The sequence below is a fragment of the Vibrio bivalvicida genome (assembly GCF_001399455.2).
Taxonomy (GTDB): Bacteria; Pseudomonadota; Gammaproteobacteria; order Enterobacterales; family Vibrionaceae; genus Vibrio; species Vibrio bivalvicida.
Genome location: NZ_LLEI02000023.1, coordinates 51,043 through 72,934 on the forward strand (window position 1 = coordinate 51,043; position 21,892 = coordinate 72,934).

The 21,892-nt window shown below is 45.8% G+C and carries 22 protein-coding genes; 7 read left to right on the top strand and 15 right to left on the bottom strand.

What is annotated here, in order from left to right; translation table 11 throughout:
* Positions 1-15: 15 nt before the first annotated feature.
* Genes ilvE through ilvG form a run of 3 tightly spaced genes read right to left on the bottom strand, consistent with a single transcriptional unit; the run spans position 16 to position 2,907 of the window.
* Complete coding sequence (gene ilvE / locus APB76_RS08915) at positions 16-963, bottom strand: branched-chain-amino-acid transaminase (protein WP_054963316.1); 948 nt, start codon at positions 961-963, stop codon at positions 16-18.
* Positions 964-974: 11 nt separating this feature from the next.
* Positions 975-1,259 (bottom strand): acetolactate synthase 2 small subunit, encoded by a 285-nt coding sequence (gene ilvM, locus APB76_RS08920; RefSeq protein WP_049844553.1) that lies wholly within the window; start codon positions 1,257-1,259, stop codon positions 975-977.
* Between the two features lies 1 nt (position 1,260).
* The gene (gene ilvG / locus APB76_RS08925; protein ID WP_054963317.1) at positions 1,261-2,907 is read right to left on the bottom strand and encodes an acetolactate synthase 2 catalytic subunit; all 1,647 of its coding nucleotides are present in this window, start codon (positions 2,905-2,907) and stop codon (positions 1,261-1,263) included.
* Between the two features lie 472 nt (positions 2,908-3,379).
* Between ilvG and APB76_RS08930 the strand changes: the two genes are divergently transcribed.
* On the top strand, positions 3,380-4,903 hold the full coding sequence (locus APB76_RS08930) for a YifB family Mg chelatase-like AAA ATPase (protein ID WP_054963318.1): 1,524 nt from the start codon (positions 3,380-3,382) through the stop codon (positions 4,901-4,903).
* 30 nt (positions 4,904-4,933) lie between these two features.
* Here APB76_RS08930 and APB76_RS08935 read toward each other — a convergent pair whose 3' ends face one another.
* Positions 4,934-5,917, bottom strand: a complete 984-nt coding sequence (locus tag APB76_RS08935; protein WP_054963319.1) for a DUF2860 domain-containing protein — start codon at positions 5,915-5,917, stop codon at positions 4,934-4,936.
* A 181-nt stretch (positions 5,918-6,098) separates the two neighbouring features.
* Here APB76_RS08935 and APB76_RS08940 point away from each other — a divergent pair, with 181 nt between their 5' ends.
* Positions 6,099-6,983 carry an acyltransferase gene (locus tag APB76_RS08940; RefSeq protein ID WP_074181701.1) on the top strand — a complete coding sequence of 295 codons (885 nt, stop codon included), beginning with the start codon at positions 6,099-6,101 and terminating at the stop codon, positions 6,981-6,983.
* Positions 6,984-7,055: 72 nt separating this feature from the next.
* Here APB76_RS08940 and APB76_RS08945 read toward each other — a convergent pair whose 3' ends face one another.
* From APB76_RS08945 to APB76_RS23095, 5 genes are all read right to left on the bottom strand, one after another.
* Complete coding sequence (locus APB76_RS08945) at positions 7,056-7,658, bottom strand: thiol:disulfide interchange protein DsbA/DsbL (protein ID WP_049844558.1); 603 nt, start codon at positions 7,656-7,658, stop codon at positions 7,056-7,058.
* Positions 7,659-7,683: 25 nt separating this feature from the next.
* Positions 7,684-8,670: a serine/threonine protein kinase gene (locus tag APB76_RS08950; protein WP_054963329.1), complete on the bottom strand. Its 987-nt coding sequence runs from the start codon at positions 8,668-8,670 to the stop codon at positions 7,684-7,686.
* A 54-nt stretch (positions 8,671-8,724) separates the two neighbouring features.
* Positions 8,725-10,143, bottom strand: coding sequence for a cytochrome c oxidase accessory protein CcoG (gene ccoG / locus APB76_RS08955; protein ID WP_054963320.1), 1,419 nt, complete (start codon positions 10,141-10,143; stop codon positions 8,725-8,727).
* A 268-nt stretch (positions 10,144-10,411) separates the two neighbouring features.
* Positions 10,412-10,678, bottom strand: a complete 267-nt coding sequence (locus APB76_RS08960; protein ID WP_049844560.1) for a YihD family protein — start codon at positions 10,676-10,678, stop codon at positions 10,412-10,414.
* 98 nt (positions 10,679-10,776) lie between these two features.
* Positions 10,777-10,944 carry a hypothetical protein gene (locus tag APB76_RS23095; protein ID WP_167350315.1) on the bottom strand — a complete coding sequence of 56 codons (168 nt, stop codon included), beginning with the start codon at positions 10,942-10,944 and terminating at the stop codon, positions 10,777-10,779.
* Between the two features lie 293 nt (positions 10,945-11,237).
* On the opposite strand from APB76_RS23095, the gene APB76_RS08965 reads away from it, so the two are divergent.
* Together APB76_RS08965 and trhA are read left to right on the top strand one after the other, a co-directional pair.
* Complete coding sequence (locus APB76_RS08965) at positions 11,238-12,035, top strand: sporulation protein (RefSeq protein ID WP_049844561.1); 798 nt, start codon at positions 11,238-11,240, stop codon at positions 12,033-12,035.
* Between the two features lie 91 nt (positions 12,036-12,126).
* Positions 12,127-12,780 carry a PAQR family membrane homeostasis protein TrhA gene (gene trhA, locus APB76_RS08970; protein ID WP_049844562.1) on the top strand — a complete coding sequence of 218 codons (654 nt, stop codon included), beginning with the start codon at positions 12,127-12,129 and terminating at the stop codon, positions 12,778-12,780.
* Here the strand turns inward: trhA and APB76_RS08975 are convergent.
* The 6 genes from APB76_RS08975 to def form a co-directional block, all read right to left on the bottom strand.
* On the bottom strand, positions 12,777-13,331 hold the full coding sequence (locus APB76_RS08975; RefSeq protein WP_054963321.1) for a DUF3157 family protein: 555 nt from the start codon (positions 13,329-13,331) through the stop codon (positions 12,777-12,779). The genes trhA and APB76_RS08975 overlap by 4 nt on opposite strands.
* 9 nt (positions 13,332-13,340) lie before the next feature.
* On the bottom strand, positions 13,341-14,786 hold the full coding sequence (locus tag APB76_RS08980; RefSeq protein ID WP_054963322.1) for a TrkH family potassium uptake protein: 1,446 nt from the start codon (positions 14,784-14,786) through the stop codon (positions 13,341-13,343).
* Positions 14,787-14,795: 9 nt separating this feature from the next.
* Positions 14,796-16,172, bottom strand: coding sequence for a Trk system potassium transporter TrkA (trkA, locus tag APB76_RS08985; protein ID WP_049844565.1), 1,377 nt, complete (start codon positions 16,170-16,172; stop codon positions 14,796-14,798).
* 57 nt (positions 16,173-16,229) lie between these two features.
* Positions 16,230-17,510, bottom strand: coding sequence for a 16S rRNA (cytosine(967)-C(5))-methyltransferase RsmB (gene rsmB, locus APB76_RS08990; protein ID WP_054963323.1), 1,281 nt, complete (start codon positions 17,508-17,510; stop codon positions 16,230-16,232).
* A 69-nt stretch (positions 17,511-17,579) separates the two neighbouring features.
* A complete protein-coding gene (fmt, locus tag APB76_RS08995; protein ID WP_054963324.1) occupies positions 17,580-18,527 on the bottom strand; it encodes a methionyl-tRNA formyltransferase in 948 nt (315 codons plus the stop codon).
* A 27-nt stretch (positions 18,528-18,554) separates the two neighbouring features.
* Complete coding sequence (gene def / locus APB76_RS09000) at positions 18,555-19,076, bottom strand: peptide deformylase (RefSeq protein WP_049844568.1); 522 nt, start codon at positions 19,074-19,076, stop codon at positions 18,555-18,557.
* 175 nt (positions 19,077-19,251) lie between these two features.
* On the opposite strand from def, the gene APB76_RS09005 reads away from it, so the two are divergent.
* Genes APB76_RS09005 through APB76_RS09015 form a run of 3 tightly spaced genes read left to right on the top strand, consistent with a single transcriptional unit; the run spans position 19,252 to position 21,884 of the window.
* Positions 19,252-20,277 carry a LysM peptidoglycan-binding domain-containing protein gene (locus tag APB76_RS09005; RefSeq protein WP_054963325.1) on the top strand — a complete coding sequence of 342 codons (1,026 nt, stop codon included), beginning with the start codon at positions 19,252-19,254 and terminating at the stop codon, positions 20,275-20,277.
* Between the two features lie 6 nt (positions 20,278-20,283).
* The gene (gene dprA / locus APB76_RS09010; protein ID WP_054963326.1) at positions 20,284-21,402 is read left to right on the top strand and encodes a DNA-processing protein DprA; all 1,119 of its coding nucleotides are present in this window, start codon (positions 20,284-20,286) and stop codon (positions 21,400-21,402) included.
* A gap of 2 nt (positions 21,403-21,404) precedes the next feature.
* A complete protein-coding gene (locus APB76_RS09015) occupies positions 21,405-21,884 on the top strand; it encodes a DUF494 family protein (RefSeq protein ID WP_049844571.1) in 480 nt (159 codons plus the stop codon).
* Positions 21,885-21,892 lie beyond the last annotated feature (8 nt).

Below are 21,892 nucleotides of genomic sequence, written 5' to 3' on the forward strand. Positions count from 1 at the left end.
ATTTGCCGGTGCTTTTTAAGCTTTGTCTGCGTCTTGTGGGTAAACGTAATCTAGCCAACCCCATTTATCTTCTGTGGTGCCATTAAATAGGCCGAAGTAAGCTTCTTGGAGCTCTTTGGTGATTGGGCCACGTTTGCCGCTGCCGACTTCAATCTTATCGATAGTTGCAACAGGAACGACCTCTGCTGCAGTACCTGTCATAAAGACTTCGTCTGCTAGGTAAAGCGCTTCACGCGCAATGTTTGCTTCACGCACTTCATAACCGCGATCACGAGCGATAGTCATAATTGAATCGCGAGTGATACCAGGTAGGATTGCGCTGGTTGCTGGTGGCGTAGTGATAACACCATCTTTAATCACGAAGATGTTTTCGCCAGCACCTTCAGATAGGTAACCATCGACACTGAGTGCAATACCTTCATCGTAGCCGTGACGACGAGCTTCACCACCAACAAGTAGTGAAGATAGGTAGTTACCACCGGCTTTTGCCGCTGTAGGGATAGTGTTTGGTGCCGCGCGATTCCAGCTTGAGATCATCGCATCAACACCTTTCTCTAGTGCTTCTTCACCTAGGTAAGAGCCCCAAGGGAAAGCCGCGATGATTAGATCCATCTCAGTGCCAACCGGTGGGCACACACCTAAGCCGACGTTACCGACAAAGCCCAGTGGACGGATATAAGCGCTATCGAGTTTGTTTTGACGCAGCGTTTCGCGTGTCGCTTCCATGATTTCCTCAACAGTGTAAGGAATTGGGAAACGGTAAATCTTTGCTGAATCTTTAAGGCGTTTTGCGTGCTCTGGATGGCGGAAGACAATTGGTCCTTTTGGGGTGTTGTAGCAGCGTACACCTTCAAATACAGAAGTTCCGTAGTGCATTGCATGCGTCAAAACATGCACGTTTGCCTCTGCCCAAGGAACCAATTTACCGTTAAACCAAATGTAGTCTGCTGTTTTTGTAGCCATTATTGTCTTCCTTATGCACAAATCTTTTGTTGTAGGTTGTTATTAGGGAGTTCGTCACTTGCAATCTGCGTGACCTCAACAGTGCGCACGTCCCAAAGCTTCTCTATTTGGTTGGTGAGAAATGAAATAGGGCGATCACTGTCAACGATGATTTCAACGCTGGCGATTTTGCTTGCGTGGTTTTGTGTCCCAGCGACTTGCTTAACCGTAAATCCACGATGACGTACTACGCGAAGAACACGTTCCAACAGTACTGGCTTGTCGTCCGCTTTGATGTCGATTAGATATCTTTCCATGTTAGGTATTCTCCAGCATGTCACTGTTTGATGCACCAGGTGGTACAAGCGGCCATACGTTTTCTTCTTCGTCGATTAGAACATGAAGCAAGTATGATGTTTTACTTTCTAGCATTTCTTTAAGAGCTGGCTCAACTTCTTCTTTCTTGGTGATCGTTTTTCCAGGGATATCAAAGGCTTTAGCTAGCATTACAAAATTAGGGTTGTCATCAAGGATGGTTTCACTATGGCGACCATCAAAGAAAAGTGATTGCCATTGGCGAACCATGCCTAAACGCTGGTTGTTAAGTAGCACCACTTTCACCGGAATTTGACGGCGCTTCAGCGTACCTAGCTCTTGGATGTTCATCATAAATGAACCATCACCTGTGATAAGAATAGACTGATCATCAGGTCGAGCAACCGCAGCCCCCATTGCAGCTGGTAGACCAAAGCCCATCGTACCTAGGCCAGCAGAGGTAATGAAGTTTTGTGGTTCGCGTGGCTGAATGTGCTGAGCTGCCCACATTTGGTGTTGACCAACATCGGTAGAAACAATCGAAGTGTCGGGCATAAGATCAGATAGCTGCTTAAGTAGACCAGGAGCATAGATAAGATCGCCCGGGTGGTCGTAACGCCATTTGAACCCGCTGCGCAGACTCTCACTATGTTTAACCCAAGGTGTTATATCTTGGGTTAGCTCTAACTGAGGAAGAACGGTGGGGATTTCCCCGCGAACAGGTGCATTAGCTTGGCGAAGTTTGTGAATCTCAGCAGCGTCGATATCAATATGGATTACCTTAGCGTTTGGCGCGAAGGTGTCGAGTTTGCCTGTTACTCGGTCATCAAAACGCGCACCAACAGCAATCAGCAAATCACATTCTTGGACTACTAGGTTAGCGGCTTTAGTGCCGTGCATGCCGAGCATACCTAGATAGTGAGCGTCATGACGTTCAATAGTACCTAGGCCTTTAAGGGTACTTACTGAAGGCATCGGATTTAAACGTAAGAATTCTCTAACCGAATCAGTTGCGTGACCAAGCTGTACTCCGCCACCGACATAAAGCACTGGGCGGGTGCTTTGAGAAAGCAGCTCTTGAGCCTTAGCGATATCATCTTGGTTTGCAACTGGCATTGCAGGCGGTGAAACCGGAGGAAGAAGATTTACAGGAGCTTGCCCAAGCTGCACATCTTTTGCGATATCAACAATAACAGGACCTGGGCGACCTGCTTTTGCGACTTCAAATGCTTCGGCTAGGGTTGGTGCCAGTTCATTGATATCTGTAACTAGATAACTGTGTTTAGTACAGGCTAGCGACATACCGATGACATCGATCTCTTGGAAAGCGTCAGTCCCGATGTGAGAACTTGCGACCTGGCCTGTGATTGCAACTAGCGGGACAGAGTCCATAAAGGCATCTGCTAGACCCGTCACTAAATTGGTTGCTCCAGGGCCCGAGGTTGCCATACAAACGGCGACGTCTTGAGTTGAGCGAGCCATACCTATCGCCGCCATTGCTGCGCCTTGCTCATGTCGACATAGAATGTGCTCGACGCCACCATCATAGAGGGCATCGTAAATTGGCATGATGGCACCGCCTGGGTAACCAAATACAGTTTTAATTCCTTGCTGCTTAAGGGCAGCAACGACTAACTCGGCACCTGTCATTGTGAGCCCCCTTTACGCATATTCTTATCTTGTGTTGTGTTGCACGTCATGTGCGCTCCCATTCTTCCTACGGCTCTTGTTTTCTGAGCTTTATTTAATGTCTGCCAATTTTTCAGCGTACTAATTGTAAAAAACCCCCGGACTTTTCAGTGCGGGGGTTTTTTTGAATCTGTGGTTATTTTTCGCCCACTCTACCCCGCGCGGTGTCAATAATGACCACGATAATCAGGACAATCAGTGCGTTAATGCGGGCGTTAAAATTCATTGTTATTTCTTTAGTTATTTATGCCGAATAGGGCACGAAAATGTTTGCGTCTCTAGTGGTAACATACAATTCCGCTGCATGACAAGCAAAAAGTCATTCTTTTTTCACATTCTTTCAGCATCTTGCCACGCTATATAACAACCTTGATAACAAAATAGATGAACTATCAGGGGGATAAATAATGTACAAGCAAATAGTGAGCCTAGTATGGGTTTAGCCATCATTCATAGCCGAGCCTGTGTCGGGGTCGAAGCACCTGAAGTTACGGTTGAAGTGCATATTAGTAACGGCATGCCGGGATTCACTTTGGTTGGACTACCCGAAACCACGGTAAAAGAGTCACGCGATAGGGTGCGTAGTGCCATCATCAACTCACGTTTTGAATTTCCAGCTAAACGTATCACGGTCAACCTCGCCCCGGCCGATTTGCCAAAAGAAGGTGGCCGCTTCGACCTACCTATCGCATTGGGCATTTTGGCAGCTTCTGAGCAAATTCCAGTTAATGAACTTAGCGATCAGGAGTTTGTAGGAGAGCTTGCGTTGTCGGGTGAGTTAAGAAGGGTAAAAGGGGTGTTACCAGCAGCATTGGCGGCTAATCGTGCCCAGCGTAGCCTAGTGGTGCCTCACCATAACGGTGATCAGGCCGCTTTAGTGGGCGCCGAGAGACACAAATCAGCGCAAAGTCTACTCGAAGTATGTGCTGATTTATGTGGTCAGAACAAACTTTCACTCCATCAGACAGCGCAAGTGAGTGCAGAGCCGAGTAGCCAGCGGGATCTGCAAGACATTATTGGTCAGCAACAAGGCAAGCGGGCGTTAGAGATTGCAGCGGCGGGCAATCACAACCTGCTTTTTCTTGGTCCTCCTGGTACAGGCAAAACCATGCTTGCGTCGCGTTTGTGCGACTTATTGCCTGATATGTCGGATAGCGAGGCTCTAGAATCTGCCTCGGTGGCCTCGCTCACTCAACAAGAAATCAATGCCCACAACTGGAAGCTGCGTCCTTTTCGCGCCCCGCATCATTCAAGTTCAATGGCAGCTTTAGTTGGCGGCGGTTCAATACCAAGACCGGGGGAGATCTCACTGGCTCACAATGGGTTATTGTTTCTTGATGAAATGCCCGAATTTGAACGCAAAGTGTTGGATTCACTGCGAGAACCGCTAGAGTCAGGGGAGATCATTATCTCCCGCGCGCAAGGTAAGACTCGTTTTCCTGCAAGGTTTCAATTGGTTGGCGCGCTTAATCCAAGCCCAACAGGTTATTATGAAGGCAACCAATCGCGAGCCAATCCGCAAACTATTCTGCGTTATTTAAGCCGTTTATCTGGTCCATTACTTGATCGTTTTGATATGTCGCTGGAAATTCCAGCGTTACCAAAGGGGACATTAGCTGAAGGTGGTGAAAGGGGAGAGTCTAGCCAGATTGTGCGTAAGAGAGTGCTAGTGGCAAGAGAGAAAATGCTGTCACGGGCGAGTAAAGTTAATGCTTTGCTCGGCAGTCGAGAAATAGAACGTTATTGTCCACTGCATAAGCAAGATGCTCAATTTTTGGAAACCGCATTGCATCGATTAGGTCTATCTATTCGTGCTTACCATCGGATCATTAAGGTTGCGCGTACTATTGCTGACTTAGAGGGGGCAAGCCATATTGAACGTAATCATATTGCGGAAGCATTAGGTTATCGCGCCATGGATAGATTGCTGCGCCAGTTGACCGCGCAGGCAGTATAAAAATAGCCCGCATATTGCGGGCTAGTGAAATTAGAACTTGTAGTTAACACCTACCGAGAAAATCATCTGATCTTCGTCGTAAAAATCGATGTTTGAGTCGCTTTGACTATAGCCAGCAAACGAGATTAATGACCAGTTTTGCCAGCCCATAAACTGTTGATACTCGTATGCGGCGAATAAGCTAAAATCGTCATCTTCACGAACCTTGCTGTAGATAGGGTGTGAAGCATCATAGCTCTTACTGGTGTAGCCTGCAGTAAGTGCGAATTGATGATGATTGATGACTTTAAATAGCGAAAGCTCGCCGCCCCAAGAGGTGAGAGAGTTAGCATCGCCGTCGGCATCAGTTTTAATGTAAGTGAGGGATGGAACTAAGAAGGTAGCGCGATCGAGGTGCAGCTTATAATCACCTTTTACATAAATCGATGTAGCATCTCGTTCGAGTAAGCCTGCTGACGATACATAATCAGAGTCTAATCCAGAGCGCTCATTCTCGATATCTTTTGCCGCGTATGCGGTATCTAGACTAAATCCAGAGTTAGCTATATTGCTAAATTTGACACGATAAGCATTACCTTTTTCGTCGGTGACGCTACGCGCAGAGTTAGTTTGGAATGGATCAGCCCACGTCTCCCCCGACATAATGGTCGGTAGGAAAGAGGCATCAATCACTGTTCCATTGGCCAGTTGTTGCTTATAACCTATTTCTAACGCTAATGTACCGACAGCAATATCTTCACGCGATGTACCAACATAGAACTGTTTGTCGAGTTGGCTACCGAAGGTGTAGGCAAGGCTACCTAAAGGAAACACCATAACATTACTATCACTCTCACCTTTTTGGCTATTGTCGCTAATGGTGGCGTTGGCGTCGGTATTAAAGTTCGACGTCGTTGAGGTATAACCTGAGCTTAGTGAAATCTCACCGCTGAGCCCTGCTGAATCAGAGAGTTGTGCCATAGCAGGCGTTGTGCTCAATACAGCAAAAGCGATAAGGGTTGGTTTTGGTGTCATTATGTGTTCTCCATGGTGTAAACCTAGTGACTGATTGCCTTTAGGTCGAAGAGCGAGTAAACAACTCTGACCATAGTTAGATTAGTTTCAAACTTTCCAATGGCTTGTATAATTACACGCTGTCTTATTATTCATAAATGAATGTTTATAAATTTTTAATTAAGTCTCACTTATAAAGCGTATGTTGGCACATTTACTCCTTGTACTGAATATTAGTTTGGTCATCTTAAACTCAGCATTTTGCTCGATTGCAATTTGTATTGTGGCCATTTTGAAGTTTGTTTTGCCGGGTACTGCACTTAAAGCAAAAGGTACCCAGTTTGCCAATAAGATTATGTGGCTTTGGGCGACGGTAAACTCTACCATTCTCAACGTTTCGAACCGAATTGAGTGGGATATTCAAGGTGGTGATGAACTGCAAAAAGATGGTTGGTACTTAATGATCAGTAACCACCTTAGCTGGACAGATATTGTGGTACTGTGTTGCGTGTTCAAAGATCGTATTCCTATGCCTAAGTTCTTTTTAAAGCAGCAGTTACTGTATGTCCCTTTTATTGGCATGGCTTGTTGGGCACTGGATATGCCCTTTATGCGCCGTTACTCGCGTGAATATCTGATTCGTCATCCAGAAAAACGCGGCCAGGACCTGGCAACTACTCGTCGTTCATGTGCTAAGTTCAAACATACGCCAACCACAGTTGTGAACTATGTTGAGGGAACGCGTTTTACTGAAGAAAAGCAGCGCATGAGTAAAGCTGGCTACCAGTATCTTCTCCAGCCTAAAACAGGTGGTATCGCCTATACTTTGGCAGCTATGGGCGATCAGTTTGACAGTATCATTGATGTCACACTGGCTTACCCTGAAAATACAGATAAGCCGTTTAAGGATGCCCTGATGGGAAGAGTGACTAAGATAGTTGTTCGCACTAAAGTCCTGCCAGTTGATGAGCAAGTTCAGGGTGATTACTTTAATGATAAGCCCTATAAACGCCAGTTCCAGCAATGGTTAGGCAATGTTTGGCAGGAAAAAGATCAGTTGCTAAAACAAGTGCACCAAGATAAGTAATTAGATCAGCAGACCGTACAAACATAAGATTAAAAAAGGGAGCGCTTGCTCCCTTTACTTGTATTTGGTTGCTTACTTCAAAGTTAGCAAGTAGTTGACTAGCGCAAAGTACTCATCCATTGATTTGATTGAGCTGGCTTCGACTAGGTACTTGTTATTAACAATAAGCGCTGGAACACCAGATAAGCCACTGTTTTTAAACTGTTTGTCGAAGCGGCGAACCATGGAATCTACCGCAAAACCGTTAAAGGCAGCATCAAACTTCTTCGCATCAACACCTTCATCTAAGAAGATCTGACGTAGCTCCTGATCATTTTTGGGAGCCTTACGCATGTTGTGAATACGATTAAACAGTATCGGTGTCATTTTGTCTTCGACTTTGAGTACGATCATGGTTGCGTAAGCTTTACTCATCGACTCACCCATACTTCCACCCATAAAAGAGACATGGTTCTTCAGGAACTTAGCGTCTTTAGGTAGCTTGGTCTTTAGCTGCGCCATAATTGGCTCGAAGCTATTACAGTGTGGACAGTAGAAAGAGAAAAACTCAGTCACCATTGGTTTTTTTGATGCTTCTAAGTCTAGCACCTTGTAGTGCTGACCTTCGGTAAACTGCGCTGCGTGAGCGGATAGGCTCAACATCAATGTGGCGACTAGTGCAAACAGCTTTTTCATTCTTGACTCCATATTGTCGATTTTCTTACCACTGTGGCATGAGTGAAAGTGGGGGTTCATCCAGTGTCGAAATTTGCTCTTTAAAAGCAAGTACCTGACTCTCCCAGTATTTTGGATCATTGAACCAAGGGAAAGCGAGCGGAAATGCCGGATCGTGCCACCTTTTTGCTAACCATGCCATATAGTGCACCATACGTAGACCGCGCAATGGCTCGATTAGTTTCAATTGATTGCTATTGAAATCATTAAATTCCCCATAGGCTTCCAAAATGATATCAAGCTGCATCAATTTATCGGCACGTTCACCATTAAGCAGCATCCACAAATCTTGGATCGCTGGACCATTACGTGAGTCATCCAGGTCGACAAACATAGGGCCATCGCGCCAAAGAATATTGCCCGGATGACAATCACCATGCAGACGAATTAAGTCAGTAGAATCATTCCAATGGTTTTCCAGAGACTTAATCAGCAAATCGAGATCGTTGAAAAAAGCGTTCTCTAAATGCATTGGGATAAATTGAGACTGCTGAAGCAACTTGCGCGGCTGGTAGACATACTCTTCGAGCCCTATGGTTGGCCGGTGTTGGAAAACTTGCTTCGAGCCGACTTTATGAATACGACCCAAAAAGCGCCCAACGCCTTCAAGTTGCTCTAGGTTATCGACTTCGAACTGGCGTCCGCCAACACTTTCAAACAAGGCAAATAGGTAGCCTTGATATTGGTGTAGTGTCTGACCATTAATTATTACAGGGGGAGCAACAGGAATCTCAGACTCGATCAGCTCAAGTGTAAAATCATGTTCCTCTTGGATTTGCTCTAAGCCCCAACGCTCTGGGCGATAAAACTTAACCACATAACGCTGGCGCTCTTCGTCAGTAAATTGGTAGACGCGGTTTTCGTAGCTGTTTAGCGCTAAAAAGCCGGACTCTGCGCGAATACCAATACTTTCGAGGGCATACCACATAAAGTCAGGTGTTAACGCATCAAAGTTAAATGCTTGCTGTGTCATAAAATAAAAGAGGCTCATTGCTGAGCCTCTTTCCATATCCGTGAGTAGAGCGCTTCAAAGCTTTTTGATAAAGCGGCTTTCTACTTCAATCGTGAAGTCTTCGCTATCGGACAGTATAAACTGAATTGTTGAAACAGGAGAGCTGAGATTGTCAGGATTGACGCCTAAACTCATTGGCAGGTTAAGTACTTCACCAGGTTCAACTTGAATGGTCTGTTTACCATACCAAGAAGCGTCGGTCAGACCTTCAACACTGAGTTTATACTCTTGTTCTTGTTGGGTTTTATTAATGACCTTAAGGGTGTAGGTATTCTCAATTTCACCTAAGCCATTTACCCTAAACAGTTGGTTTCGATCACGTAGGACACTTAAGCCCGCAGGATCAACACTGGCAACTTGAACAAAGAATAGGCCGATCATCACTAACAGTACCGCACCGTAGCCAAGTAGCTTTGGACGTGCGACCTTAGTATGTTTACCTGATAAACGATGTTCTGTGGTGTAGCTGATTAAGCCTTTTTCATAGCCCATACGATCCATGGTTTTGTCACAAGCATCGATACAGGCACCACAGTTAATACATTCGTACTGTAGGCCGTCACGAATATCGATACCTGTTGGACAAACCTGAACACACAGGTCACAGTCAATACAGTCACCAAGGCCGAGTGCTTTGTGATCGGCTTTACGAGAACGTGGCCCTCGCGATTCACCACGCTGGCTGTTGTAACCAACAATAAAGGTATCTTTGTCGAACATGGCCGATTGGAAGCGAGCGTATGGGCACATGTGAATACACATAATCGATCGCATCCAGCCAGCATTAGCGTAAGTACAACCTGCAAAGAATAATACCCAGAACACAGGCCAGAACTCAGCGTCAAAGGTGAAGAAGCCAACCACTAGGTCTTTAATTGGCACAAAGTATCCGGTAAAGGTGAAGCCTGTAGCAAGAGCAATTGCCCACCAAGCCAAGTGTTTAACACCCTTGCGCATAGCTAGATTGGCAGTGAGCTTGCCTGAATCTTGCTTGCGACGTTTGTTGGCGCTGCCCTCAAGCTTTTCTTCGAACCAAATATACATAAAGGTCCACACAGTCTGCGGACATAAGTAACCACACCAGACACGGCCTAAGAAAGTGGTAAGGAAAAACAGACCAAAGGCGGCGATCATAAACAACAGCGCAAGTAGGGTTAAGTCCTGCGGGTATAGTGTGGTGCCGAAAAAGTTAAACTGCTGATTGCCGAAGTCGAGTAAGATAGCTTGGCGCTCGCCGTAGGGAATCCAAGGGATAAGAGCGAAAAAGACCAACAAGAACCAACCGCCATAGCGACGTAGTTTCTGAAAGGTTCCTTTACTTTCACGTACATAGATTTGGTTGCTTGGATTGAACCTGTCTCCTTTGGTTTTATGAGTTTTGGGGTTAAAGGTCTTGGGAGTCACATCTTTGATATCGATTTTATCCTGACTCATTGCGCTTCCTTCTTGAGCTAAACGGTGAGATTTCTATTGCTCTCACTCTAAAAACATTGCTACTTATTATCTGAGAATACTATTTTAGTAAATTCTTATGGACGGCGATTATATACGCAATAACATTTTCATTTCTTTAAGGCTATCAACCTTTAACAACAAAGATCAGTACAGTTCTATAAATAAATGACCTAACAGTTTCTGACTTTGCTAATAAATGGACATAAAAAAAGCGACCAAAGGTCGCTTTCAATAAAACGGGTCGGTGCTAGTCAATCAGACCACGGGCACGCAAAATCGCTGTTTTAAAGTCATCTTCTTGGTCTTTTTTTAGACCAGGAATCATTTCATCTTTGCCACTGTTACGCATTTTGAGGTGGTAAATCAGAACATCGTCTGTAAGATCTTCTAGTTTACCTTCATAGCCTGCTTCATGAGCGAGCTTAATGATCATCTGTAGCAGGTTAAGTTCCTGATCTTTTTGCCATTCAGGCTCAAGTAGCTCCAATAGCTCCTCAATACGGTGACATTTCATCGGCTTTCTCCACAATCTTTATAATGATTTGCTGCTAAAGGTAACAAATAGATGAAATGAAGGTAAGAAAAAAGCGCAGTCAGCGCTGCGCTTTTTAATTAAGCTGCCTTGATAACTTTAGCAGGAGCTGTGGCCATAACGGCTGTCTTCTCTACCAAAGTCATTGCTGGAGCTGACTTTTTTGCCACTGGAGCAGAAATAAATCCACTACGGCGGCGCATCGCACTACGATTTGTGTGCGAAAACCTGACTGTTGTTGGGCGCATTCAGTTACCTAACTGTCAGGCATATCCATTGCCAATGTAATGGCCTAATTAATTATGAGTTGCACTTCATTGCTGAAGTTTGGCTCTTCTGGCTCTCGCCAATCCGAACAATTAATTAGGAATTCTGATATGCACGCATATCAATAAATAGATTAGCATTATCAGTCGGATTGATCGATATATAATCGATTGCGATTCGCTACAATTATGTGAAGATATCTGTAGTAGTGAGACAGCAAACCAGATTAATATGAAAATAAGTTAATGGTCTCATGTGTGCCAAGGAGGTGTTGATGTCGTTATTTAAGAAAACCCTGGCCAGTTTTGGTATTGGATCGGCAAAGGTTGATTCCGTGTTGCAGCAAGAAGTTCTTTATCCAGGGCAGAAAGTGAATATCACTATTCACGTATATGGTGGCTCGACAGCGCAAGAGATCGACAATATTGATTTGAAGCTCTACTGCCGTTACATCAAAGAAGTGCCAGCTAACCCTGATAAGGATAAGCACAATGCTGGTCGTATGCGTCGGGTCCCTGCGAGCTATGCATTGGCCAAGTGGTCACTGCCTTACGCCTTTACCATTAATCCTAGTGAAACGCGTGACTTTGAAATTGAGCTTGATGTGCCGTGGAATACGCCAGTTACGATAGGTGATTCTAAGGTATGGCTTGAAACAGGATTAGACATTGCGATGGCGAAAGACCCAACGGACAAAGACATTCTAACCGTTAGACCAGATCCGTTACTTGATGGTATTTTCACTGCTCTTGAAGGGCAAGGTTTGCGTATTCGTCAGGTAGAGTGTGAAGAGGTAAGTGGTTTTGCTATGCCATTTGTCCAGGAGTTCGAGTTTGTTCCAACTACAGGGCCTTTTCACGGTCGTTGGCGAGAGCTTGAGGTGGTGGCGTTTCGAACTGATGACAAACTGCAAATGTGGTTTGAGATCGATCGCCATCGCGAAGGAGCAAGAGGCATGTTAGCCAGCTTATTGGGCATAGGTGATTTGAAGCGTCAATTGGAAATACCGCTGCATACTTCAGCGCAAGAGGCAGGGGCACAAGTCATTGCTTATTTGGATGCACATTCGTGACCAAAATTTTAAAACTTTCAGCTTACAAGTGTAAGCTTAATGTGCCATACTCTTGAGTAATTATTCCATTTTTACTCAGAGTAGGGCACGCATGTCTGCTAATCGCCCCGTTGAATATAGCGCCAAAGAAGAGTTCGCCAATACGCTAACTCATGCTCTGGGTATGGTACTGAGTATTGTTGGCTTGGTATTGCTATTGCTTAAATCGACCGAGAGCAATGCTGACCTTCTGACCATCACCAGTATGAGCATTTATGGCAGCAGCATGATAGTACTGTTTTTGGCATCAACGCTTTATCACGCGATTCCGTATAAACGAGCCAAACGAGCACTGAAAACCTTTGACCATTGTGCGATCTATTTGTTGATAGCTGGTAGCTACACGCCTTTTTTGCTAGTGAGTTTACGTACACCATTAGCGATCGGCTTGATGGTGGTGATTTGGAGCATTGCTCTGTTTGGCATCATTATGAAGTTAGCTTTTGTTTACCGTTTTAAAAAGCTTTCGTTAGTGACGTATCTGACCATGGGTTGGCTATCTTTGATTGTGATTTATCAATTAGCGATGAACTTATCGGTAGAGGGGCTCACGTTACTTGCGGCTGGCGGGGTTATCTATTCGCTCGGTGTCATCTTCTATGTTGCAAAACGCATCCCTTACAATCATGCAATTTGGCATGGATTTGTCTTAGCGGGATGCGCTTGTCACTTCTTTGCTATTTATCTCTATGTCGATCCGGTTTAACGGGTTTCGATATTAATAATTTGAGCATTAATTTGATAGTGCTGTTCTTTTTCAACGTCGAATGAAATTGGTTTACCTATCACCGCTTGTTGTGGTCTTAGATAGGTATCGGCCATACGCTTAATAGAAGTCCATATCTTGACGTTTTGCTTAGTATTGGCAGAGGCTGTTATCAGTTCGACTTCGATTTCCACTAGGACTACGGATTGCGAACTTTGGTTGGTGAGAGATGTTGGAATGATAAGCTGACCAGACTGATATTTGGCAGCACCAAGCAACACTTCGACACCAGAGTCAGAAAGTTGCAAGGTTGGCTTATCGTTATTAACCTGCACGACAGTCGCTGTTTTTTTCTCAATCACAGGAATGGCAACTTGAGCAGGTAGTGTTGTTTCGCTCTCATTGATTGAAACCGGATCAGAAGGTGAGATGTACTGCCATGTAAAGTCATCATTGAGCAGAACTTGGCGCCCATCTTCCAGAGTTACGGTTTGAGAGGCGTAGCTCATTGTGCTCGCGATTAAGAAAAGTAATCCAAAGGTCGGTTTCATCATTGTTCCTTAACGTCGCCAAAAGGCGGGGAAAAATAGTACTAATAAGGTTAGGATTTCTAGCCTTCCCATTAGCATGCCTAGGCTAAGTAGCCATTTCGCTGCATCAGGTAGTGGAGCGAAATTTCCAGTTGGGCCGATCACAGCTCCCATGCCTGGTCCAACATTGGCGACTGCCGTAATCGATCCTGAAATACTGGTAATCGGATCGAGCCCCATGGCACTTAAGCCACCTGCAATTGCAATGATGGTGATAAAAAATGTCAGACCAAAAGCTACCACAGAACGGACAATATCGTCATTGACTGGGCGTTGGTTATAACGCTGAACAAACACACCTGATGGATGAATCAGTTTCATCATTTGCTTGTTAAGAAGGGTTAATGCAATTTGGAAGCGGAAGATCTTGATACCGCCCGCCGTTGACCCAGAACAGGCTCCTGCCATCATCAGAAATGCAAACAGAGTGGTTGGTAGAGCGCCCCAAGCGGTGAAGTCTTCTAAGCCAAAGCCCGTTGTTGTTACGACCGAAACAATGTTGAACATGGAAACACGCAGCGCATCCAAAACCGCATAACCATCTCGGATAACCAACCAAGCGGCAATAATCAAGCTACTAAACAAGAACAGATAACTAAATCCGCGTACTTGTGCGTCTTTGAGTAGTTCATCAAGGCGTCGCTTTCTGACTGCCGCAACGAATAGCAAGAATGGCAGACCACCTAAGAACATAAACAGGGTGGCAATCCAGTGTGCGCCATTAGAGAAATGGTTCATTGAACCATCTGAAGTGGAGTAGCCGCCCGTTGATAGGGTGGTAAAGGCGTGGTTGATCGCCTCAAATAGATTCATACCTGTGATAAGGTAGCCAATAATGCATAATCCGGTGAGCGATAAGTAAACTGCGACAATGTTTTTAGCCACCGTTTTGGCTCTCGGACTACTTTTATCTGACCAGTCGGAAGATTCGGTATGGAACAACTTCATACCACCCACGTTAAGCATGGGCAGCACCGCTACTGCCATGACAATAAAGCCGATCCCACCTAACCATTGCAGTATTGAGCGCCATAGTAAAATACTTGGGGCCATATTGTCGAGGCCACTCAATACTGTAGACCCAGTGGTGGTAATACCGGACATGGTCTCAAAGTATGCATCGGTGAAGCTAATATGGTTGATAAAAACAAAGGGTAAGGCAGCAAAGGCACTAGCAATTGTCCATACCAAACTGGTGATAAGGAACATATCCCGCACACTGAGCTTAAATTTTTTAGTACGACCGATGCTCAGGCAGGCAAAAGCGGCAATATGAGTGATCAAGACAGCCTGACCAAACTCCAAAAAACCAGAAGTGCCGGTGATAAAAGCCACCAAGGTGGGGACATACATGAATAGGGCCAGTTTTGATAACACTAGCCCGATCACAAACAGTACAGGACGGAAATTGACCATAACCCTTGCCTAAAGGAAGAACGGACTCGGTTGGAATAGGGCTTCGACGTCAGGAACGTACTTCTTGTCGACTAAGAACATCACCACATGGTCATCTTGTTCGATAACGGTGCGATCGTGGGCAATAAGCACCTCTTCACCGCGTACAATAGCACCAATTGTGGTGCCTGGTGGTAGCTTTATATCACCAATCGCGCGACCGACAACCTTGGAGGTTGTTTCATCGCCGTGAGCGATTGCCTCAATTGCCTCTGCTGCCCCGCGGCGCAGTGATGATACGTTGACGATGTCTGCACGACGAACGTGAGTAAGTAATGCCGAAATGGTTGCCTGCTGTGGCGAGATCGCAACATCAATCACCCCACCTTGTACTAAATCGACATACGCCCCACGCTGGATAAGTACCATTACTTTCTTTGCTCCCATACGTTTGGCGAGCATGGCGGACATGATATTGGTTTCATCTTCGTTGGTTAGGGCAATAAAGACATCGACCTGATCGATATTCTCTTCTGCAAGTAGCTCCTGATCGGCAGCATCGCCACAGAACACAATGGTATTCTCTAGTTTTTCAGAGAGCTGTTCAGCTCGTTGGTAGCTGTGTTCAATCAGTTTAACACTATAGAGTTGCTCTAAACGTCGCGCTAGACCAGCACCGATGTTACCACCACCGACAATCATAATGCGGCGATATGGTTTCTCTAGACGCTGAAGTTCGCTCATCACTGAGCGAATGTGGTTACTGGCAGCAACAAAAAAGACCTCATCATCCGCTTCGATGATAGTGGTTCCTTGTGGTCGAATCGGTCGACCTTGGCGAAAGATAGCAGCCACGCGCGTGTCGATATGTGGCATATGTTCACGTAGCGCCGAGAGTGCATTGCCGACAAGTGGACCACCATAGTAGGCTTTTACCGCAACCAAACTGACTTTCTGTTCGGCAAAGCTCACCACTTGCAGTGCGCCAGGGTATTGAATCAGGCGCTCAATATAGCTAGTAACTAGCTCTTCAGGTGCTATCAGGTGATCAACGGGGACAGCACCGGATTGAAAGAGGGCTTCTTTTGCTGATAAGTACTGAGGTGAGCGAATACGCGCAATACGATTTGGTGTGTTAAATAGCGTAAAGGCGACCTGGCAGGCCGCCATATTCGTTTCATCCATATTGGTTACCGCGACCAACATGTCGGCATCTTGAGCACCCGCTTCTCTCAATACGTCTGGGTGACTGGCATAGCCGTTAACAACCCGTAAGTCGTATTTATCTTGCAGCTCGCGCAGACGATCTGAATTGCGGTCAACAATAGTGATGTCATTGTTTTCGCCAACTAGATTTTCCGCTAGTGTGCCGCCAACCTGACCAGCACCAAGGATGATGATTTTCATACACTAATCTCGCTTAACTACTCAAATGGCGATAACTCTCGTCATCGCCATAACACATTACGCTTTCTTGGTTAGGACAGCGTAATAGAAGCCATCCATATCCTCTTCTCCAGGTAAAATCTGACGGCCTGGGTTATCGGGCTTAGAGCCTTGCAACTCGGCATCAGCAGTGCGAGCCAAAAAAGCTTTGACTTGCTCTGTGTTTTCTTGCGGTGTAATAGAACATGTTGCATAAACCAAGGTGCCGCCTGGTTTTAGTTGTTGCCACATGGCATCTAAAATTTCGCTTTGTAGCTCAGCTAAAGCTTCGATATCATCAGCGCGACGCAACCACTTAATGTCTGGGTGGCGTCTGATCACCCCCGTTGCTGAACAAGGAGCATCAAGCAGAATACGGTCAAACTTCTCACCTTGCCACCACTCTTGTGGGTAGCGTGCGTCACCACAAATGACATCTGCACGTAATTGCAAACGTTCTAAATTATCGTAAACACGATCGAGTCTTTTCGCGTCGCTATCGATAGCAACGACTTCAGTGTCTTCTGTGTGCTCTAGAATGTGTGCGGTTTTTCCACCTGGGGCCGCGCAGCAATCGAGAATAAGTTCACCATCTTGTGGTTGTAGGTAGTCAACCGATAGTTGTGCTGCCGCATCTTGGACAGATACCCAACCACGGCTAAAACCAGGCAGTAGGGTAACGTCACATGGTGAAGCCAATTTTATGGCATCGTCAGCTTCAGGATGAATACTGAATTCAATGTTTTCATCTTTTAGTCGTTCAAGATACTCATCACGGCTGTGGTGCTGACGGTTTACACGTAACCACATCGGTGCTTTGCTGTTGTTGGCTTCAACCAATTGCTCCCACTGTTGTGGGTAGCTCTCTTGCAGCATTTTCAGCAACCAATTTGGGTGGCCATATTTGCCCGCACTGTGGCTTGTTGCTTTTTCGTCTAATGCTTCTTGGTCACGTAAATAGCTACGTAACACAGCATTGATTAATCCGCGTAGGCTTGGACCACGTAATGTTTTTGTTCCTTCAACCGTTTCGGCAACCGCTGCATGAGCCGGAATGCGCATAAAGCTGAGCTGATAAATACCCACCAGAATTAAATGGTGGAATACGCGCTTTTTCCCTTTTAGTGGATTGTCCATCAGCTCATTGGTGATCGACTCTAAGCGAGGTAAGTAACGTAGACAGCCGTAGCAGATCTCTTGTAGCAGAGCGTGGTCTCGTGGTCTTATCGTCTTTTGAGCCGCTGGCAAAGCGTGTGAAAGAGATTGGCCTTTATCGACCACTTGAAAAAGGACGTTAGCAGCCGCAGCGCGAACATTCATAGTGAATACCTTAAATTAAGGGAGGGTGTCTCCACCCTCAAAATGTACGTTTCCCTTGCGGGATAAGTGTTAAGTGAGCTGAGTGCCCACTTCAAACCAACTAGCGCGTGAGTTCAGGATATCTTGAACAGACATCGCTTTCTTTCCAGGCACCTGTAGCTGCTCTAAAACCAGCACGCCGTTGCCAGTGGCAATGTAGATACCGCTTTTATCCGTACGCAGGATAGTGCCTGCTGGTTGAGTTGTCGTTTGTTCATCGACACGACTTTGCCAAACTTTGATGCTGTTATCAGCTGCGACAAAGTGGCTCATTGGCCAAGGGTTGAATGCACGAACACAGCGTTCGATATGAACAGCATTGTCGTTCCAGTCAATACGAGCCTCTTCTTTGCTTAACTTTTTCGCGTAGTTAGCTAGGGCATCGTCTTGCTTCTCTGCAACTGCAGTACCTAGTGCGATATCTGCTAGACATTCAACCAATGCTTGCGGGCCAAGCTCGGCTAGTTTTTCGTACATAGATGCACTGGTGTCGGTCGCTTCAATTGGCAAAGTGGCGACTTTTAGCATATCACCGGTATCTAAACCGATATCCATTTGCATAATCGTCACACCTGTTTCTGCATCTCCCGCCCAAATTGAGCGTTGAATAGGTGCTGCACCACGCCAGCGTGGCAGAATCGAGCCATGAACGTTAATACAGCCTAGTTTTGGCGTATCAAGTACAGCCTGCGGAAGTAGCATACCGTAAGCAACAACGACCATGATATCTGCGTTTAAATCTGCAAGTTCTTGTTTGGCTTGATCAGATTTAAAGTTTTCTGGCTGATAAACAGGAATGTCATGCTTAAGGGCTAGTTGCTTTACTGGTGGCGCTGCAAGCTTCTTACCACGACCTGCAGGTCGGTCAGGGTTAGTATATACGGCAATGACATCATGCTCCGAAGACAACAACGCCGCCAAGTGACGGGCGGCGAAATCCGGAGTACCAGCAAAAACAATTTTCAATGGTTTGCTCAAAGTACCTTCCTTCTCTTTTATTTGCGCTTAGGCCTTGCTTACGTGCTTTTCATTGAAGCGCTTGATCTTAGCCAGTTTGTCTTGAATACGCTTACGTTTTAAAGGCGAAAGGTAATCAACAAACAGTTTGCCTTCTAAGTGATCAAGTTCGTGCTGGACACAAATGGCTAATAGGTCGTCAGCTTCAAATGTGTACTCTTCACCATCACGGTTAAGAGCTTTCACTGACACCTCTGCTGCACGTGGTACAAGCGCTCGCGCCCCAGGAACAGAAAGACAGCCTTCTTCAATGCCATCTTCACCGCGTTTCTCTAGGATTTCTGGGTTAATCAGAACCATAGGTTGATCGCGGGTTTCAGAAATATCGATAACAACGATGCGCTGGTGGAAATCGACCTGGGTTGCTGCCAGACCAATACCTTCTTCGTCGTACATGGTTTCAATCATGTCATCAACGAACTTTTGAATCTCAGGTGTCACGGCTTCTACCGGCTTTGCTACGGTGCGAAGGCGATCATCTGGGAATGTTAATACTTGTAATACAGACATATACACTCGAATGTTGAACTGTGCCGAATCAGGATAAACCTCGTTGGCTCAATTCTAGACATTTTACACCCCAAATGACAGCATCAATGCGCTTTTTGCGCTGCTTCTTTATGTTGTTAGCCGTCAGACGAACAGGGAATGTCGCCGAGCTAGGTTGGTTATTCGGAGTAAAGCTATGGTACGTATTTGGAGAGGTTTAAGAGTCGCTATGTTACTTACAGCGGGTAATCTGGTCAGTGGGCAAGCTGAGCCATTATCTATCAAGCCCGATGCTCCAGACATCTATACTGTCATGAAAGGGGATACCTTATGGGATATCTCTGCCTTGTATCTCGACAGCCCTTGGAAGTGGCCGCTTTTATGGCAAATGAACTCAAACATTGCCAACCCTGATCTTATTTATCCCGGAGACCAACTTGCACTGTTGTGGCGGGAGGGGCATCCAACGCTAAGTCTAAAATCTGTGGTTCGGCTGGCTCCTTCTATCGTGAAGCACGACAAGCCACCCATCCTAGCTTTAAATCCTCAGTATGTTATTCCTTACCTTGAACACAATTTGATACTGGAGAACGAGGCGTTTGTCGAGCGCACTCGGGTGATGGGGAACAGTTTAGGCACTCAATTGATTGATGGGCATGATGTCATCTATATCTCTGGCGATCAGGTAGCTCAAGAGTGGGGCATCTATCGCTTAATGAATCAATTTAAACGCGGGGATAAAACCGCACAGGTGATAAAAAGAATTGCCCATGCACAGCTTGTGGCGAGTAATGACCTGTTTGCTACGTTGAAGCTGGTTCAACAAAGCCAAGAAATTTTGGTTGATGACATCGCGTTGCCGTTATCCGAAACTTCGACGCTGGTTTATAAAGCGAGTTTTTCTCCTATCCCCGCTCAACTGAGCTTAGTCAAAATTCTTGGATCCGTTGATGACACTCACTATGTCGGTAAAAATCAAGCCGTGGTACTTAACCGAGGTCAGCATGACGGCGTGCAGCAAGGTAATGTATTTGCGTTGTTGAGGCCTGCTGCAGATCTGCCAGAGCGAAAACAAGCTAGGGGGGAAGTTGTACAGTTACCAGACAAGTTAGTTGGTCATTTGATGGTTGTTCGTCCTTACCAGTACTTCAGTGTGGCGATTGTCACTGAAGCCTCAGAAGCCGTGAGCAAAAAAACTAAACTGCAACCACCAAGGGACTGAAAATTCATGACCACCCAAGAGCTGGCTGCTTGGCTGTCGCTTAACTTTACACCTAAGGTTGGACCGAAAACGTTTCTTGGTCTACTCAAGAAAGACTCACCTATCAATATTGTCCAATCTGATCTTCCGGCCTTACTGGCACTTGGTTTGAGCGAACAACAGGCTAAGTATCTGAAAACAAGGGCCATCAAAGATGTCGAACGGTGTCTAGAGTGGCAACAACAAAGCTCACGCAATCACATTATTACTCAGCGAGATAGTGCTTACCCTGCTCTGCTTGAGCAAGCCGTTGGAGCGCCACCCCTCCTCTTTGTTCAGGGCAACGTGCACTGTTTATCTGAGCCTCAAATCGCTGTGGTTGGTAGTCGAAATGCTAGTGTAGAGGGGCTCAACACTGCACGAAGCTTTGCACGGGCGTTAGTAGAGCAAAATATTGTTATTACGAGTGGTTTAGCCTTAGGTGTCGACGGTTATGCGCACGATGGGGCATTACAAGGGGAGGGAAAGACGCTGGCTGTGTTAGGTAGTGGTCTAGAAACTGTGTATCCTGCTCGTCACCGTCATCTGGCGCAACGAATTATTGAAGCGCAAGGTGCTTTGGTGTCTGAGTTTCACCCGCTGGCGAAACCTAAAGCTGATCATTTTCCGCGCCGCAATCGCATCATTAGCGGTCTTTCTGTTGGCGTGCTAGTAGTCGAAGCTGCGGAGAAGAGTGGCTCTTTGATTACCGCTCGCTACGCGATAGAGCAAGGGCGAGAGGTGTTTGCGATCCCTGGTTCTATTCATGATGCCAATGCACGAGGTGGGAATCTGCTGATAAAGCAAGGCGCCTGCCTAGTGATGAGAGTACAAGACATCATTGATGAAATAGAGACTCTGTTGCGCTGGTCTAATACCAATAAGCCACCGATTCAAAATGAACTTTTCGATGAAATAGATAGTAAAGAAGAATTGCCATTTCCTCTGCTGTTAGCTAACGTAGGAAGTAAGGCTATACCAGTTGATATTCTTGCAAACAGGACCAATATACCTGTGCAGGACGTCATGATGCAGCTCTTAGAGCTTGAGCTTTCAGGGCATGTTGTTGCAGTTTCCGGTGGCTATATTCGAAAGGGGAGGGGCTAGCTATGATGATGGATATCTTAATGTATCTATTCGAAACCTACATCCATAGCGATGCAGAGTTACAAGTCAATCAAGATGAGCTAGAAGAAGAGCTTCTTCGTGCAGGCTTTCATCAAAAAGACATTTACAAAGCCCTTGTCTGGCTAGAAGAGCTAGCAGCACTACAGCAAAGTGAAACCCACTCTGCGATTTCGGTGTGCAGTGCTTCGAACTCGACTCGTATTTATACAACCAAAGAGTGCGAACGCTTAAGTATTGAGTGTCGCGGTTTTTTGACCTTCTTAGAGCAAGTTAATGTTTTGACGACCGAAACACGTGAGATGGTGATTGACCGTATCATGGGCTTAGAGACAGACGAGTTTGAGCTCGATGACCTTAAATGGATTGTTCTGATGGTGCTGTTTAATGTGCCAGGCAATGAGAATGCATACACACTTATGGAAGAGCTGTTGTATACCAAAGAGCAAGGTATTCTCCACTAATTCCTGAG

Coding starts and splice junctions, on each gene's coding strand:
- APB76_RS08935 (WP_054963319.1), bottom strand. CDS start 5,917: ATGACACCAAAACCAACCCTTATCGCTTTTGCTGTATTGAGCACAACG.
- APB76_RS08945 (WP_049844558.1), bottom strand. CDS start 7,658: ATGAAAAAGCTGTTTGCACTAGTCGCCACATTGATGTTGAGCCTATCC.
- trkA (WP_049844565.1), bottom strand. CDS start 16,172: ATGAAAATCATCATCCTTGGTGCTGGTCAGGTTGGCGGCACACTAGCG.
- ilvG (WP_054963317.1), bottom strand. CDS start 2,907: ATGACAGGTGCCGAGTTAGTCGTTGCTGCCCTTAAGCAGCAAGGAATT.
- APB76_RS08965 (WP_049844561.1), top strand. CDS start 11,238: ATGTCGTTATTTAAGAAAACCCTGGCCAGTTTTGGTATTGGATCGGCA.
- ilvE (WP_054963316.1), bottom strand. CDS start 963: ATGGCTACAAAAACAGCAGACTACATTTGGTTTAACGGTAAATTGGTT.
- rsmB (WP_054963323.1), bottom strand. CDS start 17,510: ATGAATGTTCGCGCTGCGGCTGCTAACGTCCTTTTTCAAGTGGTCGAT.
- ilvM (WP_049844553.1), bottom strand. CDS start 1,259: ATGGAAAGATATCTAATCGACATCAAAGCGGACGACAAGCCAGTACTG.
- APB76_RS08950 (WP_054963329.1), bottom strand. CDS start 8,670: ATGACACAGCAAGCATTTAACTTTGATGCGTTAACACCTGACTTTATG.
- APB76_RS08940 (WP_074181701.1), top strand. CDS start 6,099: ATGTTGGCACATTTACTCCTTGTACTGAATATTAGTTTGGTCATCTTA.
- APB76_RS08975 (WP_054963321.1), bottom strand. CDS start 13,331: ATGAAACCGACCTTTGGATTACTTTTCTTAATCGCGAGCACAATGAGC.
- def (WP_049844568.1), bottom strand. CDS start 19,076: ATGTCTGTATTACAAGTATTAACATTCCCAGATGATCGCCTTCGCACC.
- dprA (WP_054963326.1), top strand. CDS start 20,284: ATGACCACCCAAGAGCTGGCTGCTTGGCTGTCGCTTAACTTTACACCT.
- APB76_RS08960 (WP_049844560.1), bottom strand. CDS start 10,678: ATGAAATGTCACCGTATTGAGGAGCTATTGGAGCTACTTGAGCCTGAA.
- APB76_RS23095 (WP_167350315.1), bottom strand. CDS start 10,944: ATGCGCCCAACAACAGTCAGGTTTTCGCACACAAATCGTAGTGCGATG.
- trhA (WP_049844562.1), top strand. CDS start 12,127: ATGTCTGCTAATCGCCCCGTTGAATATAGCGCCAAAGAAGAGTTCGCC.
- APB76_RS09005 (WP_054963325.1), top strand. CDS start 19,252: ATGGTACGTATTTGGAGAGGTTTAAGAGTCGCTATGTTACTTACAGCG.
- APB76_RS09015 (WP_049844571.1), top strand. CDS start 21,405: ATGATGATGGATATCTTAATGTATCTATTCGAAACCTACATCCATAGC.
- APB76_RS08930 (WP_054963318.1), top strand. CDS start 3,380: ATGGGTTTAGCCATCATTCATAGCCGAGCCTGTGTCGGGGTCGAAGCA.
- ccoG (WP_054963320.1), bottom strand. CDS start 10,143: ATGAGTCAGGATAAAATCGATATCAAAGATGTGACTCCCAAGACCTTT.
- APB76_RS08980 (WP_054963322.1), bottom strand. CDS start 14,786: ATGGTCAATTTCCGTCCTGTACTGTTTGTGATCGGGCTAGTGTTATCA.